The organism is Jeotgalibacillus sp. S-D1 (genome assembly GCF_004358665.1).
Lineage (GTDB): Bacteria > Bacillota > Bacilli > Bacillales > Jeotgalibacillaceae > Jeotgalibacillus.
Window position 1 is genome coordinate 130811 of the sequence record NZ_SMZR01000002.1, and the last position, 15873, is coordinate 146683.

Genomic DNA, 15873 nt, shown 5'->3' on the forward strand with positions numbered 1-15873 from the left:
TCTATAAATTTGGATATAGCTCTCTTAAAGGTGTATTTCGACAATAATAAGCTTCTATGTAAAAGGATTATAAATAGAATTAAATCTTATTTGTCTAAATACAGGAGAAACGCTCGGATTTTTGCTACAAGAGTATTATAACTATTCAAAACATGTTTGTTAACGTTTTTTATATTACATTTATATTTCTTCCCTGCAACAAAAAAAGCATCATTTTCCAGTTAAGGAAATGATACTTTTTAAATTTGCGGTTATTTCTTCTCTGAGAGCCACTCTGCAATAACCTCAGCACGCTCTCCTTCTACTATCCCGCCTGGCATTCTTCCCTGCCCGTTTTGAATAACATCAAGTATTTCCTCATACGATTTCTCTGCACCGATTTTTGCAAGCTCTGGAGCACTTGATCCTTCAAGGTTGCCGCCATGGCAGCTTGAGCATTTGCCCATGTAGAGCTTTTCAGGATCCATTTGTTCCGTAGAGGTATCTGAACCCCCTGAATCCCCTCCACCGCAAGCAGCGAGAAACATGGTTGCACCCAGCATGATGCTTAAAGTTACTTTTTTCATTTTATACACCTCATAGCTTTTACAAGTAGAATTAATTATAGCATTATTATGCCCGTTTGAAACCTTCTCCCAACACTTCGGAAGCATCGCTTACAATCACAAATGCATGGGGGTCGATTTTTTTTACGACATTTTTCAGTTTAGAAAATTCCGTTTGATCGATAACACACATTAGAATAGGCCTTTCATGGTCTGTGTACCCTCCATGTGCTGACAGCTTTGTAACACCACGGTCGACTTCATCAAAGATAGCCTGACTGATCTCTTCCTGCCGATTCGTAATAATATACAGCATTTTGGATCTGCCCAAACCAATTTGGACCAGGTCAATGGTTTTACTTGTAACATAAAGTCCGATCATCGCATATAAACCACGTTCAATATCAAATACTGCAGCTGCAGACAATACAATCAACCCATCAATCAGCGCCACACAAGTTCCGAGGCCTAAGCCTGAATATTTATGTATAATTTGCGCTGCTAAATCCGTTCCACCGGTTGATGCTTTGCCCCGAAACACAATGCCAAGACCAACGCCTACCCCAATCCCGCCAAATAGGGCTCCCAAAAGGGGATCCTCTGTCCATGGCTCCCAGCTTTCTGTAAGAAATACAGCAAAAGGTAAAAAGAAAGAGCCTACAGCTGTTTTTAATCCAAATTGAAATCCAAGAAAGATTAGTCCTGCAATAAAAAGAGGAATATTAAATGCAATTTGCACGAGTGAAGGCCGCCAATCAAATAATCCATATAATATGGTACTAATTCCACTGACACCGCCTGAAGCTACTCCATTCGGCAGCAAAAATACGTTAAAGGCAATCGCTACACATACTGAGCCTAAAATAATGTTTCCATAATCAAGTACCACGCTTATTTTACCCGCTTGAGCACTTGCTGTGCCTCTATTTCTTTTTTTCATTTTGATGTCCATTCCTTCCGCTGCTAACGTTCAATGCTTGAGAGTATAGCACGAAAGCATCAGGTTTGTGAATATTAGCTAAATAGAGCGGTAGCGTGATAAAGGATTAAAGAATCTGTATATTATAATCCCGTCAAACTCTTCATACATAAAAAAACCTTTCCTGAGAATAATTGAATAGAATTTTATCTATTCAGCCATTTCGGAAAGGATTTCATTATAATATAGAAGAAACTCGTTTTAATGGTGTAGTCTTGAACGTAAATAAGCGTTGATGAAAGGATCTAAATCTCCGTCCATTACCCCTTGAACATTACCAGATTCCGTACTCGTCCGGTGGTCTTTTACCATTGAATAAGGATGGAAAACGTAAGAGCGGATTTGGCTTCCCCAGCCGATCTCTTTTTGCTCTCCACGGATATCGGCTAATTTTTTTTCCTGTTCTTCTATTCGAAGCTGATAGAGCTTCGATTTAAGCATTTTCATCGCATGCTCCCTATTTTTAATTTGAGAACGTTCATTTTGACATGATACGACGGTATTAGTTGGCAAGTGAGTGATTCGAACCGCCGAATCAGTTGTATTAATGTGCTGGCCACCTGCACCGCTTGCCCGGTAGGTGTCAATCTTTAAGTCCTCAGTACGAATCTCAATTTCAATATCATCGTTGAATTCCGGCATGATGTCACATGAGACAAAAGAGGTATGGCGTCTGCCGGAAGAATCGAATGGCGAAATGCGTACCAGCCGGTGAACGCCTTTTTCAGCTTTTAAGTAACCGTACGCATTATGACCTTTAAACATTAGCGTAACACTTTTAATTCCCGCTTCGTCACCTGGCAGGTAATCCATTGTTTCCACCTTGAAACCCCGTTTTTCTCCCCATCTTGTATACATACGGAGAAGCATGGAGCCCCAGTCCTGTGATTCTGTGCCTCCAGCACCCGGGTGAAGCTCCAGGATTGCATTGTTTTTATCATATGGTTCACTTAAAAGCAGCTGCAATTCAAATTCGTCCAGTGATTTAATGAACTCCTTCATTTCAGAAACCATATCTTTTTGAAGCTCTGCATCCGGCTCTTCTTTCAGCAGCTCGTGCGTGAGTTCAAGGTTTTCCTGTGTTTCTAAAAGGTCTCTGTACCCATGGACTGTATCTTTTAACGCATTTAATTCATTAATTACCGCCTGCGCTTTTTGCTGGTCATCCCAAAAATCAGGCTCAACCATACGTTCGTCTATTTCAGCAATCTGAGCTTCTTTATTATCTAAGTCAAAGAGACCCCCTGAAGTCCGCTAAAACCTTAGCTGTTCTTTCTAACTCTGCTTTTACCTCAAACATTTCCATTTATGTGTCCACCTTATTAAAATATTTTTAAATCTATGGCTTTATTAAACGCAGCTGCGGATTTCAGCTGCATCAACAGTGTACAACTAACAACAGCCAAATTTATCAGAGCTATATCATAAGAAAGCTGACCCGTCAAAAATGGCGGGTCAGATCTAAAGCTGATTATTGAACAGCACCGTGACAGTTCTTAAATTTCTTGCCGCTGCCGCATGGGCAAGCATCATTTCGGCCGACGACATTTGATTTGCGAACTGGCTGGGCTTTCTTTTTTGCATCGCCGGTTTCTTTAGGGTTTACCGCCTGGCCTTTTGCCACTTCCTGGCGTTCAAGGTTGCTGCGGATTTCTGCCTTCATAATGTACTTAGCTACATCTTCATTGATGGATTGCTGCATGGTTTCAAACATAGCAAATCCTTCATTTTGGTATTCTCTGAGCGGATCAATCTGACCGTATGCCCGCAAATGAATACCCTGGCGAAGCTGATCCATCGCATCGATATGGTCGATCCATTTTGTATCAATGGAACGAAGAAGGATTACCTTCTCAAATTCCCGTATGCGGTCTTCAAGCTCTTTCTCACGCTCATCATACCGTTGGGTAACTTTTTCCATAATTAGAGATTTCATTTCTTCATTTGATTTTCCAGCCAGGTCGCTTTCAACAATTTCGCCTTCTGGCTGAAGGTTTGCAAATATGAAATTTTCCAGTCCCTTCAAGTCCCATTTCTCTTGTTCTTCTGTTACTGGAGCATAAGAATCAACAGCATTAAATACAGTTGCTTCAAGCATATGCTCAATAATGCTGCGCAGATTTTCCGACTCAAGTACTTCAAACCGGTCTTTGTAAATGACTTCACGCTGCTGACGAAGAACATCATCATATTGCAGGAGCTGCTTACGTGCGTCGAAGTTATTGCCTTCTACCCGTTTTTGAGCTGACTCTACTGCGCGTGTAACCATTTTACTTTGAATTGGCTGTGTATCATCCATTCCAAGTCTGGCCATCATGCTCTTCATATTGTCTGAGCCAAAACGGCGCATTAGTTCATCTTCCATTGAAAGATAAAACTGAGTAACACCAGGGTCGCCCTGACGTCCGGAACGTCCGCGCAGCTGATTATCAATCCGGCGTGATTCATGGCGCTCTGTGCCGATTACAGCAAGTCCGCCTACCTCTATAACACCATCGCCAAGCTTAATATCAGTACCGCGTCCTGCCATGTTTGTGGCAATCGTTACTGCACCGTACTTACCTGCGTCAGCGATAATCTGGGCTTCTCCACCATGATTTTTTGCATTTAACACGTTATGGGGGATGCCCTTTTGTTTTAAATGCGTGGAAATCAATTCAGATGTTTCGATTGCTACTGTACCGACCAGAACAGGCTGGCCTTTTTGATGGCGTTCTGCAATATCTTCAATGGCCGCCATATATTTTCCTTTTGTTGAAGCAAAAATTAAATCAGCCCGGTCATCGCGGACAATTTCACGATTGGTTGGAATGGATACAACACGCATATTATAAATATTTCTGAATTCTTCTTCTTCCGTTTTTGCTGTACCTGTCATTCCTGAAAGCTTTTTGTACATACGGAAGAAGTTTTGGAACGTGATTGACGCCATGGTCATCGATTCATTTTGAATCTCAAGGCCCTCTTTAGCTTCGATTGCCTGGTGAAGGCCGTCACTGTATCGGCGTCCTTTCATCAAACGTCCTGTAAATTGGTCAACAATGACAACATTGCCCTCATCCACTACATAATCAAAGTCCGCCTTCATGCTGACATGGGCTTTGAGCGATTGGGTAATATGATGGTTCAGAGTAACGTGAGTAATATCAAAAAGATTATCAATACGGAAAGCCCGTTCTGCCTTGTTGATTCCATCCTCTGTCAATTGAACGCCTTTTGTTTTTTCATCATATGTGTAATCTTCATCCATTATTAAATTGCGGACAAAGGCGTTTGTCTGGATATACAATTGCGTTGATTTCTGCGCCTGTCCCGATATAATCAATGGTGTTCTGGCTTCATCAATAAGGATTGAATCCACTTCATCTATAACAGCAAAGTTTAAGGGACGCTGAACCATTTGTTCTTTGTACAGAACCATATTATCACGCAAATAATCAAACCCCAGCTCGTTATTAGTGCTGTAGGTAATGTCGGCGGCATAGGCTTCGCGTTTTTCATCTTTTGTTAAACTATTAAGATTTAGTCCTACTGTCAGTCCTAAAAAGTTGTACAGACGTCCCATTTCCTCAGCATCACGGGAAGCCAGGTATTCATTCACTGTAACGACATGGACTCCTTCTCCGCTGATGGCATTTAAATAAACAGGCATAGTGGAAGTTAGGGTTTTACCTTCCCCTGTTTTCATTTCGGCAATATTCCCTTCATGCAGGGCGACACCGCCTAAAATCTGTACCCTGTATGGATGCAGACCAAGAACACGTTTAGCTGACTCGCGAACAACAGCAAATGCCTCAACCATCAAGTCTTCTAACGTTTCTCCCTGCTGATGGCGGGATTTAAACTCTTCTATTTTATTTTGCAGCTCGGCATCAGGCAAACGCTCCATTTCAGTATGAAGTGCCTCTACCTGATCAGCTACTTTTTCAAATTTTTTCACATCACGCTTATTTCCATCAAACACCTTGTTTAAAATTCCAAGCATGTTAACGCTCCTTTATGATGGGGCTTTTTTTGCAGCCCTTACTTTCCATGAGGGCAACTGCCAACTTACCCGCAGCCCTTCTTATGGTTAAAATAATCACAATGAATAATTTTTCACATGCAAAAACAGCATCTGAACCGCATAATTTCACCTATCTATCTTACCATTTCAACCCGAGCAGTACAAGATGGGCACATTCCCAGTCAGGTTAATATTGGATTAAACGAAGCTCAAGGGGAAATTACTTTCACCGTTTCACAATTAAAAACCGCTGAAATCAATTAATTGATTTCAGCGGTTTTTTTAAGATTGAGCCATATAGTCCAAAACATCTAAATCAATGTAGCCGTCTTCCTGCTTTCTCATCTCAAAATTTTCCGTATGAAGATAGTTTCGCAGAGCTCTCTGCAGTGTAATCCCTTCCCGTTTATAGCCCAAGCGGACGAGCTGATACTCGAGGTTTGTTTCAACTTCATCTTCAATCGGCACGATCAGATCTTTTTTGGACTGAGCAAAATAAAGCTGATGCAAGCGGTGGATCCGTATCAGCTCTTCAACAGGTGTTGGGTGATCATCTACACGAAGATCAATAAACCGATCATTAAAACCCCCGTATCCGCCTTTTTCTTTTACCACCAACAGAGCGGCGGACTGCTGGCCACGCGAATCGCCACCGGCTGTCTGTCCGGCTGCGAGTGCTGAAAGAAGTCGTTCCGCAAGTGTTCCATCCGCACTCTCAAATGTCTTTGCCATCGCTTCTACTGTTCCGGGTACCAAAATATTACCTTGAACCGCGAAATTTTTTCCTGAGATTCCACCTGCCCATTCATAGCACTTATCCCCTGTAAACGTGGCAGAATTCCCCTGCGCATCAACAATTCCTACCTGGCGATAGTCCCTGTCTTCATCGGGTTCTGTCAGCAGTTTTAACGTTTCGTCAACACTCGTGCCGGACATCATATAGGCAATGCCTTCGGGTCCATATGTAGTATTTGCATAGGATTGTGTTGCAACAGCCCCTACACCTGCCACCGCGTGCGGAACAACCGCTCCCACACCTAAAAACTTCGACTGTGTTGCCACACCCCATTCTCTTTCTACAGGGTCAAATCCTACGATTGAATACGTCATGTTCATCACTCCTACTCGTTATGTGTACTTAAAAACTGTCCTGCTTCATCTGCTATGAAAAGTGCCCCACAGAAGGATCAGCGACGACCAGGTCAGTTGTAACCAAAGTATTTTATTATAGCTGCGAAAATCCCAAATATCACCGGGGATAACCTCTTTACTGAAAAAACAGCCTGTGACCATTCTTTTACCCTTTTCTCAAAGATTATAAGCATCTTGGACAAAAGGCAGCGAAACCGGAAGAGATGAATACATTTAATATCGTATGATTGCCGTACATACAATGAGGGCGTAAGACTTGAAAGTTCGATTGCAAATAAATGGGTGAATGTACTAAGAAAAGCTATTTGAAGAGACTAAAAAAGGTAAAGCCCATTGGCTTTACCTCTTTAATCACCTAGTTTGATTGGTCCTGCAGTATTCTTAACTCTTCCAAAAACCATTTTTCCATCTTCCGTGCGGCTGATGATACACTAGCTGCAGAGATATCAAACGCTTCCCCTGCTTCTTTTTGAGTAATAGGATGGTTGGTAGCATGCTGGGCCATTAAATAAGACACTGCTGCAATATAAGGTTGTGGTTTACGGATTTTTTCGCCATGCTCTGCAAAATAGCTAGAGGCTATATGGCATGCGAACAGGGATAAATCCTCATCCCCCTGTTTGTCCCAGTAGTTTTTCAATTCATGAACAGCTTCGGTTTGTGCATCCTTGTCAATTTCCTGGACCATCTGACCAAGCCATTCACCTTCGGATTCCAGGGATTCTGTCCGTTCAACCATCGCATTGATGATTCGGGTGCTCATCTCAGTAGTAAGCCAATTAACTCTGTTTTCGCCTTCAATATTATCAATATTCAGCTGAGAAATGCGATCGATCACTTGTTCACGTTCATTTTGAGAGTAAACTGCTGGCAGCATAAAGCCGTAAGGCACCCATTTTTCTTCAAAAGGAATAAGCAATGCATAAATAAAGTCAATTGATGACCATGAGTGGAATTCAGGTAATACTACCGTGTACTCCTGATCATCCAATAAATCCTTCATAATAATTTCCCGAATATCTTCATCCATGGAAACGACCTCGGCCAGCACCGGCTTTGGCGAAGCCCATTGCTTCATCAGCTCCCGTAGCCTCGGACGTTCCGTGACAGTGGATTTTTCTTCCAGGAAATTTTCCCAATATGTGGTGCTGTCTTCTTTTCTTAAACCAAAAATAAATGACAAGTATACAGTTAAAAACTGAGGTTCATTAAATGTTTCTGTTACATGATTTAATACATAACTGATATCTTCCTTAAACAGGGCTTGTTTTGGACCCATTGCCTCGCTTAAAAATTGCAGCTGCAAATCCATTTGCTCCGTGACAAGAAGTGTCTGTATGGATACCACCTGTTTTTTTGAACAGCATTTTTTATATTTCTTCCCGCTGCCGCATGGGCATGGTTCATTTCTTCCTACATCTTGCATCCTGGCACTTCCTTTTTTTCTTGATAGCTACGATTGTACCATGCCTCTGCTCAAAATTAAAAAATCGTCCCCTTCTAAAAGAAGGGAACGACTTGATGACAGTATATTATTATGCTTCTGTTTCAATCAAACCATATTTGCCGTCTTTACGCTTGTACACAATATTGGTTCCATTGGAATCAGCATCTGTAAATACATAGAAGCTATGGCCAAGCATATTCATTTGTAGAACAGCCTCTTCGCTGTCCATTGGTTTCAAGTTAAAGGTTTTAGTACGTACGATATCCATTTCGTTATCGCTGTCTTCATAAGTTGTTTCTTCAATCGTTTCAATGCCGTTTTCAGGATCAACAATTGTAGCGAAGAACTCAGGCTCATTTCCTTTTTCACGGAATTTACGATTTACTTTAGTTTTGTGTTTGCGGATCTGGCGTTCCAGCTTGTCTAAAATCAAGTCAATTGCTGCATACATTTCTTCATGACGCTCTTCAGCGCGAAGGGTCAATCGCGGCATTGGAATTGTTACTTCCACCTTTGTATGTTTATCATTGTACACCTTAAGATTGACGTGAACATTTGCGTCCGGTGTATCATTGAAATAACGCTCTAGCTTATCAATTTTCTTTTCCACATACTCGCGGATTGCTGGAGTTACCTCGATATTCTCGCCTCGGATATTGTAGTTCAACATGTAAACTCCTCCTTTAATCAAAGCTATACTATCTATTTCTTCTCTACCCCTCCTTTCTCCTGCTTAAGCGTAAAATTTTTAATAATTTTTTGTAAAAATTATTGGGGATCGTGGCGAAATTTGGCATAATGGAGTATTAAGGAAATAGTTTCAGCTCTCTCTTCACTAATCATGCTCAAAAAAGTCATGTTAAAAACACTTAAAAATAGGGTGGGATACCTTTTGTAGCAGGCACCACAAATAGGTTCTTTAACAGATTGGAGGCAGAAGTCTTGTTTGATAAAGAGTTTTCGTCATTTTTTGTCGAAATAGGTTAAAAACCAGCTGAAACATTTGTATATGGCTAACAAAGCAGTCCTTCTTCCACTAATTGGACACTATAAAAGTTTTACACCCCTTATAGTATTAATCCCTTACGACAGCGGACCTCATTACTTTCAGTTCTTTCATGGGTTCGTCAGTTGATTCAGAAATCAACGCAATGGCTTCAAACTCATACATGGCTGGCTCAAGATTATTTAAGAACGGCAGTCCGCTGTTTATACTCACTGGTTCATTTCGTTTCAGCACCGTGCTTTGATATGGGCCTTCAGCTGTTTCTATGTATTCATAGTCCCCATCTGCCATCCGGACAGTAAAGTAAATGGGGCTGTCGCGGTGATAAATCCTTACTTCTTCTTTTTTCCCCATGTAGGTAATTTCCCCCAATACCGTTCTCCCTTGGCTATCTTCATTTATATTTACAGTCACCTTAAAGTCTCCAAAAACTTCTGTTTTTCCTTTGCTTTGATATTTTTCACCTGAATCGCAGGCTGAGAGACAATACAGCGAAAGGAATAATAAAATAAGTAAGAAATAATGCTTCATGACGTTCCTCCTTTTAGCTGTAATTCTGGACTATTTCCTGCTATCACAATTGAACGGGCCTCTGTATATAAGCTAATTCATCTATAAATATGTAATTCCGTCTCTCATTCGTTATAATTAATCTACTACTTTAATAAAGGGGATTTATTATGGGCAAAGAAATGGACGATTTTATTATAGAAAGCTATCAAAAAGAAGAAAAGATGATGATACTTGTATTTGCACAATGGTGTGTAAATCATGAATTGGATCCGAAAGCTCTCTATCTGGAGGCGTACCCTGCACAGTCAGAAAATCAGTCGTTAAAGGAAGCGATTGATTTAACTGTTCCTAAGGAGGAAGCGGGGGAAGTTCCGGATGAAACATTATTAGGCGTGTTAACTTTATTCGGCAATGAAGATCTTGCCTTTATTGTGACGCAGGAAATAGAAAAAAGAACAAAAAAGCAGAGCTGACTGCTTTTTTGTTCACTTCTTAATGGTTTCAATAAAATGCTTTAAAATCCTGGCTGTTAAACCCCAGATCGTATAGCCGTTATATTCATAAAACCACTCTTCCATGTTTTTCAGTCCCCATTGATATTGATTTCCGTTCGCAATTTTTTCATAAGGAAAGTCTGTGGGCGGCTGTGGCTGGAGCGGGATCAGATGCTTATAAGGCTTATGGTTAAGCAGCCAATCAACAGGAACTGTAAATACCTCTTCTACCTCCAGTTTATTCAGCCGGCATGCACGATGGTCATCAATCGTTGCCACAAAGGGATAGACAACAAAGGTCGAAGCCGGGATAAAAGGACTTAATTCTCCAACAATTTGAATGCTTGATGCATCAACCCCCAATTCTTCATGCGTTTCCCGGATCGCTGCATCTTTGGGTGATGCATCCGCTGAGTCAATTCTTCCTCCCGGAAAGCTGATATCGCCCGGCTGACGCCTCATGCTGAGAGACCTTACTTCGAATAAAACATGCCACTCATTATTAACCAGAACGAGCGGAATAAGAATGGCTGATTTCATGGCTGTATCCTCGCCTATGAATAACGGTTTAGGCCGATTTAATCCTTTTTTTATTGTTTCGATCGTCATAGGAACCTCCTGAATGGAAAGATATAGATTAATCCTATGGTATCACTAAGTATATTATTAATACGATTAATATGTATAAAACCGCCTTTTGAAAGGCGGTTTTATACAAGCTGATTTTGATATATTATCTTTTTTTTATTTTACTCGATCATAAAACGTACCATCTTTATTCACCTGACCGAACGGATCAACATATTTTTTTACAGTTGATTTACTTGCTTGCAGCCTGGTGATTTTATTCTGTATTTCATTTCTATTTTGTACCATGGCACTTTGGATCAGATTATTTAACCGGAGGATTTCATTTCCCATTGTCTGCTCGTCCAAAGTAAAAGGGTCACGGATCAACGGGAGAATTTCTTCACGCCGATCCAAAAGTGTTTGCAGGCGGGTGAGCCGTTCATCTCTCTTTTCTTCATTTACACAATCGTCAAGCAGAACCTCATAAATAGATTGCGTCAAATGTAAACAATCCTCTATCACATTCATGCCTGATGGCCTGCCCCAAATTTTTTCCTGCGTTCTATTTGGACCGCCGCTTTCCATGTGTCCCTAAGCTCCGTTACCATTCCCAATGCTTCCTCTAAAATCATACGGTCATTTTCGATATTTGCTTTAGTTAGACGCTGATGTAAATAATCATATAAATGCATTAAATTATCGGCTAAAGCGATATCCATATTTAATGTAACCATAAACTCCTGAATAATTTTCTGTGCTTTCTGGATGCATTCATTACGTTTTTCAATATTATTGTGATCCACTGCTTCTATTGCCCCGCCGATAAATTTTATGCAGCCGTTATAAAGCATGAGTGTCAGTTCTCCCGGGCTTTTTGTTGTTACACTATTTTGCTGATAAGCAGCGAATGGATTGGTTACCGCCATTTTAATTCTCCTTTTTTAAAAAAGTAAACTCGGATGCTGGCTATTGCACCACGCTGAATTGGAGCGGAAATCAGCAGCCGCGTTCAAAAAAGCATTAAAAATCGTTATGACCCGCCGCTGAAAGCATTCAACAGGTAAGCAGACTGCTGGTTGGCCCGCTGAACTGCGGTTTCCATAGCAGAAAACTGTTTATAATACCGGTTTTCCAGCATGATTAACCTGTCTTCAAAACGGGTTATTTGACGATCTAAATTTGATAAGTTGCGCCCAATGGCAAAAGTGGCAGGTCCGCTAACATCTCTTCCAGCCCGTTCAATAATCTGGCTGCGCGCCGTCCCTATGGTTTCTCTAAGCAGCACACCCAGCCCCTTTTCAGAAGGAGCAGAACCATTTTTATTGAATAGGTCATGTATGCCAGCTGGGTTAGCTGTTATTGCTGATGTAAGTTTAGCCTCGTCAACAACAAGCTTCCCCCCCTCACGGTAATCCGCAGAGGTCGTTATGCCGTACTCTGACAGCCATTGATTGCCGCTTGCACCTGCTACGGCACTGTTTAAGCTTTGTCTCATCCTGCTAAGCGCAATGGTTAAGACCATGTCTCCCCTCAATGTGCCGCTTTTCGCTTTTTCATCCCAAAGCTCTGCTTCCTTTTCAGACAGCTCTGCCCGCTGTTCATTTGTTAATGGAGGAAAATCTCTGTTTCTGGTTTGAGATAATCTGCTGCTTATATCTTCTATTAGTGTGTTATATTCATTTACAAATCTGATGATTGAGCCGCCAATTTTCTCCGCATCCGGTGATGAACTAAACTGGATGTTTTGATTGCTTGCTTGATTTACTGTGAATTCGAAGCCATTTAGCTGAAAAGAATTTGAAGGTCTTTCAGTTGAAAGGCCATTAAAGGTGAATTTCACATTTTGTCCTTTCATTCCTGAGCCGCTGCCTGCTGCTGCATCACTGTCTGCATTTAATTTTAACGTGTTAGCAAAGAAATCACCTGTTAGTTTAATTTCAGCATCGCCTTCTATGCTGCCGGTATGCTTTGCGGTGACTGACACTTTGCCTGTGAAAGAATCATAGAACATATTAACCGTATCGGTTTTATTAATTTTTGTTATAAGTGAATGCATCGTTTCTTCAGCGGGGTCAAACTCGATCGTTTTCACTTCACCCAGCACGCCGCCTGCAGTAATGGCTTGTATTGTAATAACTTCTGTTTGCGGGGGCTCCTGGTATGGTCCTAGTCTGGCAGCAGGGTCTGCTTCCACTTCTGCGAAACTTCGCATATTGGCAGAAAGGGCAAGCTGCTCAACATTGATCGTTCCTGCCAGGTCAGCTGATGCTGATATACTCTTTACTGACAGATCTGGAGAGGAAGTGGACACGTTTTTTTGGGAATAAGTTGATGCGCGCATCACTGTATCGAAAACCATGTTGCTTAGGTCATTTAACTTACGATTAATATCCCGGTAGTCATCGCGCTGCCATTCTATGAATTGTTTTTGCTGAGTAAGTTTATCCAAGGGTAATCTGTTTGCAGCCATTAAATTTTTAATGATTGAATCCGTGTCTATTCCGCTGGCTAAACCGCCAATTCTCACGTTTATTCACTTCCTTCAAAACTGATTTCTGGTTGTGGAGGGCTTTATATTCTTTGACCTATATATCGGCGTTATCCATGTGATATTAACCGGTTCATAAAAAAAGACCCCATTACTGGGATCCTTTTAACTATATTCAAATTAACGAAGCAGTTGTAAAACGCCTTGCGGCTGCTGATTAGCCTGAGCAAGCATTGCCTGTGATGCCTGGGAAAGGATGTTGTTTTTAGTAAATTCCATCATTTCTTTCGCCATATCCACGTCGCGGATACGGGATTCAGAAGCAGTCAGGTTTTCAGCAGTTGTATTGAGGTTATTGATTGTATGCTCAAGTCGATTCTGCTGGGAACCGTATGTAGCACGTTGTTTGTTAATTTCTCCAATCGCTGTATCAATCTCCGTCACTGTGCTGGTGGAAGCTAAAGCAGCAGTGCCTGTAAGTTCAGCTGCAGCGATTGTCAGTGTTTCACTTGCATCTTGCGTTACAGTAATATTCACAGACTCTGTAAATACATTCTTACCATTAAATTGAGTTGTATCAATAATATTATTGATTTCAGCTCCTAGAGAATCCATCTCTAAATTAATATTTTCTACATCATCTGTATTATATGTGCCATTTTCTTTTTGTACTGCCAGTTCCTTTAAACGGGTTGCCATAGATGAAACTTCACTTAAAGCACCTTCAGCAGTCTGCAGGAAAGAAATTCCATCCTGACTGTTTCTTGAGGCCTGCTCCAGTCCTTTTAACTGACTGCGCATTTTCTCTGAAACTGATAAACCTGCAGCATCATCGCCTGCGCGGTTGATACGCAGTCCAGAAGAAAGCTTTTCCATGTTTCCTTGTGCAGCAGCGTTATTCGTTGATAACTGACGATGTGTATTTAAAGCAGAAATATTGTGATTGATAATCATATTCTTTTCCTCCCTGAATGGATCGCGAACATCCTTGTTCACGAAAATAATTTAGGCAATCAAGAAGCGGCCGCACTCTATTTTGCTTACTGTTATTATCGGTAAAGAAAATTAAATGTTTATAGATTCATTAACTATTTTTCTTGTAATCAACCAATTCACTTAAATTCGAGAAAGATTCAAGCGCTTCACGATTTGAATCAGATATTTCTTCGACTAATTCTTTTCGAAGCACTTCAATATTTTTAGGGGCTGATATACCAATTTTCATTTGGTCTCCCTGGACCGAAATAATTTTTAATTCAATCTCGCTGCCAATTAAAATGGATTCTCCTGCTTTGCGTGTCAGAACCAACATCTCATTTTCCCCCTTTTATCATAAGAGGTTCCCTTGATTTATAACGGTTATCATTTCTTATCCACTGTTTTGCCTTTTTTTCAGCTGAATTGATTACGATTGGAGCCTGAAGGTTTAATGTAGAGGCTGAAAAAGGTGCATTTAATGTAACAATAGATTTTAATAATACGTGAGAGGAATCGGTAAGGCTGAGTTTTTCAATGGACGCTGCATCCAGCTCCATCTCATAATCCGGATAAAATTCAAATGGATCCGCCACGATAAATGCTAAATTTGGTGTAATGGCTGACTGGAGCACTTCAAACCCTTTGTTCTCTTCTACAGGCAGTAAGAGAAATGCCTTCTCGCTTTCAAAGCCCGGAATTCCTTCGTTAAAATTGATAAGTAAATTTTGGGCAGGATCCACTTCTCCGTGGTACTTTGTATAAATCATGATGCTCGCTCCTTGTCAGGTTCAAATTGAAAAGCTTATCGTAGAAAGTCAACTAATGTAGGCTGAATAATTCGTGAACCTGCTGATAATGATGCGCGGTGCAGTGCTTCCTGTGAAGTTAGTTCAATAAGTACTTTTTCCATATCGATATCTTCATTTTCCGACATCATTCTGGCTGCAGCTGTTTCCTCCTGGGATAATCGCTGTTCCATCATTTCAACACGGTTATACTTTGCTCCAAGTATGGAGCGGTTTTGCATAACATCGGAGGCATGCGAATCTATTTTACTTACAAATGATGAAATGTTCCCGTTTGGCTGCTCTTCCTTTAAAGCAGCGGAAAGCGCCTGAAGGTCTGAAAACATCGTTGAATCAAAAGCGTCCGAAGGCTTGACGTTTACTCCTATGGTTATGCCTTTCATTACTTCAATTTCGATTGATTCGTTATTCGTGGGTTCAAATGATAAAGATGTCATATTGAATGGAGCAGCAGATGTATCTCTGCCATTAAAAAGATACTTATTGTTAACTTTCGTATTTGCGAGTGCCCCAATATGTTCTGTCAGTTGATCAATTTCAGCTGCGATTGCAAATCGCTGATCATCTGTATATGTATCATTTGAGGCTTGTACTGTCAGCTCTCTTGCGCGCTGCAGCGCCAGATTCACTTTATCCAGAGTATTGTCCGCACTCTCAATCCATTGATAGGCTTCGCCCACATGACGATCTAAATAGTTTCGGTTTTGCGCTATTTCAGCCCTGTACCGCAGTCCGTTCATTGCTGTTACCGGATCCTGTGATGGTCGGGTAATTTTCTTGCCGCTGGTCAATTGATCCTGCAATACCTGCAGCTTGGAATAACTGGTCGAAATTTGACGAATCGTATGATTAGTTAACATCGATTGGGTAACCCGCACTTCTTTCACCT

The 15873-nt window shown here is 41.1% G+C and carries 17 protein-coding genes; 1 reads left to right on the forward strand and 16 read right to left on the reverse strand.

Annotated features, from left to right (window positions below; all coding sequences use genetic code 11):
* Positions 1–251 precede the first annotated feature (251 nt).
* From cccB to E2R51_RS07780, 8 genes are all read right to left on the reverse strand, one after another.
* Positions 252–566 carry a cytochrome c551 gene (gene cccB, locus E2R51_RS07745; protein ID WP_133376488.1) on the reverse strand — a complete coding sequence of 105 codons (315 nt, stop codon included), beginning with the start codon at positions 564–566 and terminating at the stop codon, positions 252–254.
* 46 nt (positions 567–612) lie between these two features.
* Positions 613–1485 (reverse strand): YitT family protein, encoded by an 873-nt coding sequence (locus E2R51_RS07750; RefSeq protein WP_133376489.1) that lies wholly within the window; start codon positions 1483–1485, stop codon positions 613–615.
* Between the two features lie 240 nt (positions 1486–1725).
* Positions 1726–2830, reverse strand: a protein-coding gene (gene prfB, locus E2R51_RS07755) for a peptide chain release factor 2 (RefSeq protein ID WP_133376490.1) whose coding sequence is annotated in 2 segments (ribosomal slippage) — positions 1726–2757 and positions 2759–2830 — 1104 coding nt in all. Because the reading frame shifts where the segments join, the coding sequence is not laid out codon by codon here.
* Positions 2831–2995: 165 nt separating this feature from the next.
* Positions 2996–5509, reverse strand: a complete 2514-nt coding sequence (secA, locus tag E2R51_RS07760) for a preprotein translocase subunit SecA (RefSeq protein ID WP_133376491.1) — start codon at positions 5507–5509, stop codon at positions 2996–2998.
* Between the two features lie 303 nt (positions 5510–5812).
* Positions 5813–6640, reverse strand: a complete 828-nt coding sequence (locus E2R51_RS07765; RefSeq protein ID WP_133376492.1) for a DUF1028 domain-containing protein — start codon at positions 6638–6640, stop codon at positions 5813–5815.
* A gap of 397 nt (positions 6641–7037) precedes the next feature.
* Positions 7038–8108 (reverse strand): YecA family protein, encoded by a 1071-nt coding sequence (locus E2R51_RS07770; protein WP_133376493.1) that lies wholly within the window; start codon positions 8106–8108, stop codon positions 7038–7040.
* A 109-nt stretch (positions 8109–8217) separates the two neighbouring features.
* Entirely contained in the window at positions 8218–8799 is a 582-nt protein-coding gene (gene hpf, locus E2R51_RS07775; protein ID WP_133376494.1) for a ribosome hibernation-promoting factor, HPF/YfiA family, read from the reverse strand.
* 405 nt (positions 8800–9204) lie between these two features.
* Positions 9205–9666 (reverse strand): hypothetical protein, encoded by a 462-nt coding sequence (locus E2R51_RS07780; protein WP_133376495.1) that lies wholly within the window; start codon positions 9664–9666, stop codon positions 9205–9207.
* A 149-nt stretch (positions 9667–9815) separates the two neighbouring features.
* Between E2R51_RS07780 and E2R51_RS07785 the strand changes: the two genes are divergently transcribed.
* Positions 9816–10121 (forward strand): hypothetical protein, encoded by a 306-nt coding sequence (locus E2R51_RS07785; protein WP_133376496.1) that lies wholly within the window; start codon positions 9816–9818, stop codon positions 10119–10121.
* Positions 10122–10133: 12 nt separating this feature from the next.
* Here E2R51_RS07785 and E2R51_RS07790 read toward each other — a convergent pair whose 3' ends face one another.
* From E2R51_RS07790 to flgL, 8 genes are all read right to left on the reverse strand, one after another.
* Positions 10134–10751, reverse strand: a complete 618-nt coding sequence (locus E2R51_RS07790) for an NUDIX hydrolase (RefSeq protein WP_133376497.1) — start codon at positions 10749–10751, stop codon at positions 10134–10136.
* 135 nt (positions 10752–10886) lie between these two features.
* Positions 10887–11297, reverse strand: coding sequence for a flagellar protein FliT (gene fliT / locus E2R51_RS07795; RefSeq protein ID WP_483299921.1), 411 nt, complete (start codon positions 11295–11297; stop codon positions 10887–10889).
* Positions 11237–11638, reverse strand: coding sequence for a flagellar export chaperone FliS (fliS, locus tag E2R51_RS07800; RefSeq protein ID WP_133376499.1), 402 nt, complete (start codon positions 11636–11638; stop codon positions 11237–11239). Before fliS ends, fliT begins: the two co-directional genes overlap by 61 nt.
* A 104-nt stretch (positions 11639–11742) precedes the next feature.
* Positions 11743–13239 (reverse strand): flagellar hook-associated protein 2, encoded by a 1497-nt coding sequence (locus E2R51_RS07805; protein ID WP_165967169.1) that lies wholly within the window; start codon positions 13237–13239, stop codon positions 11743–11745.
* 141 nt (positions 13240–13380) lie between these two features.
* Positions 13381–14154 (reverse strand): flagellin N-terminal helical domain-containing protein, encoded by a 774-nt coding sequence (locus E2R51_RS07810; protein WP_133376501.1) that lies wholly within the window; start codon positions 14152–14154, stop codon positions 13381–13383.
* Positions 14155–14284: 130 nt separating this feature from the next.
* Positions 14285–14512, reverse strand: coding sequence for a carbon storage regulator CsrA (gene csrA / locus E2R51_RS07815; protein WP_133376502.1), 228 nt, complete (start codon positions 14510–14512; stop codon positions 14285–14287).
* Position 14513: 1 nt separating this feature from the next.
* Positions 14514–14945: a flagellar assembly protein FliW gene (gene fliW / locus E2R51_RS07820; RefSeq protein WP_133376503.1), complete on the reverse strand. Its 432-nt coding sequence runs from the start codon at positions 14943–14945 to the stop codon at positions 14514–14516.
* Between the two features lie 35 nt (positions 14946–14980).
* Complete coding sequence (gene flgL / locus E2R51_RS07825) at positions 14981–15862, reverse strand: flagellar hook-associated protein FlgL (protein WP_133376504.1); 882 nt, start codon at positions 15860–15862, stop codon at positions 14981–14983.
* Positions 15863–15873: the final 11 nt, after the last annotated feature.

Excerpts from the sequence above, each read along its gene's own strand:
- fliS (WP_133376499.1), bottom strand. The coding sequence starts at position 11,638 with ATGGCGGTAACCAATCCATTCGCTGCTTATCAGCAAAATAGTGTAACA.
- E2R51_RS07750 (WP_133376489.1), bottom strand. The coding sequence starts at position 1,485 with ATGAAAAAAAGAAATAGAGGCACAGCAAGTGCTCAAGCGGGTAAAATA.
- E2R51_RS07785 (WP_133376496.1), top strand. The coding sequence starts at position 9,816 with ATGGGCAAAGAAATGGACGATTTTATTATAGAAAGCTATCAAAAAGAA.
- secA (WP_133376491.1), bottom strand. The coding sequence starts at position 5,509 with ATGCTTGGAATTTTAAACAAGGTGTTTGATGGAAATAAGCGTGATGTG.
- cccB (WP_133376488.1), bottom strand. The coding sequence starts at position 566 with ATGAAAAAAGTAACTTTAAGCATCATGCTGGGTGCAACCATGTTTCTC.
- E2R51_RS07810 (WP_133376501.1), bottom strand. The coding sequence starts at position 14,154 with ATGATTATCAATCACAATATTTCTGCTTTAAATACACATCGTCAGTTA.
- csrA (WP_133376502.1), bottom strand. The coding sequence starts at position 14,512 with ATGTTGGTTCTGACACGCAAAGCAGGAGAATCCATTTTAATTGGCAGC.
- E2R51_RS07770 (WP_133376493.1), bottom strand. The coding sequence starts at position 8,108 with ATGCAAGATGTAGGAAGAAATGAACCATGCCCATGCGGCAGCGGGAAG.
- hpf (WP_133376494.1), bottom strand. The coding sequence starts at position 8,799 with ATGTTGAACTACAATATCCGAGGCGAGAATATCGAGGTAACTCCAGCA.
- E2R51_RS07780 (WP_133376495.1), bottom strand. The coding sequence starts at position 9,666 with ATGAAGCATTATTTCTTACTTATTTTATTATTCCTTTCGCTGTATTGT.
- E2R51_RS07765 (WP_133376492.1), bottom strand. The coding sequence starts at position 6,640 with ATGACGTATTCAATCGTAGGATTTGACCCTGTAGAAAGAGAATGGGGT.
- fliT (WP_483299921.1), bottom strand. The coding sequence starts at position 11,297 with ATGGAAAGCGGCGGTCCAAATAGAACGCAGGAAAAAATTTGGGGCAGG.
- fliW (WP_133376503.1), bottom strand. The coding sequence starts at position 14,945 with ATGATTTATACAAAGTACCACGGAGAAGTGGATCCTGCCCAAAATTTA.
- E2R51_RS07790 (WP_133376497.1), bottom strand. The coding sequence starts at position 10,751 with ATGACGATCGAAACAATAAAAAAAGGATTAAATCGGCCTAAACCGTTA.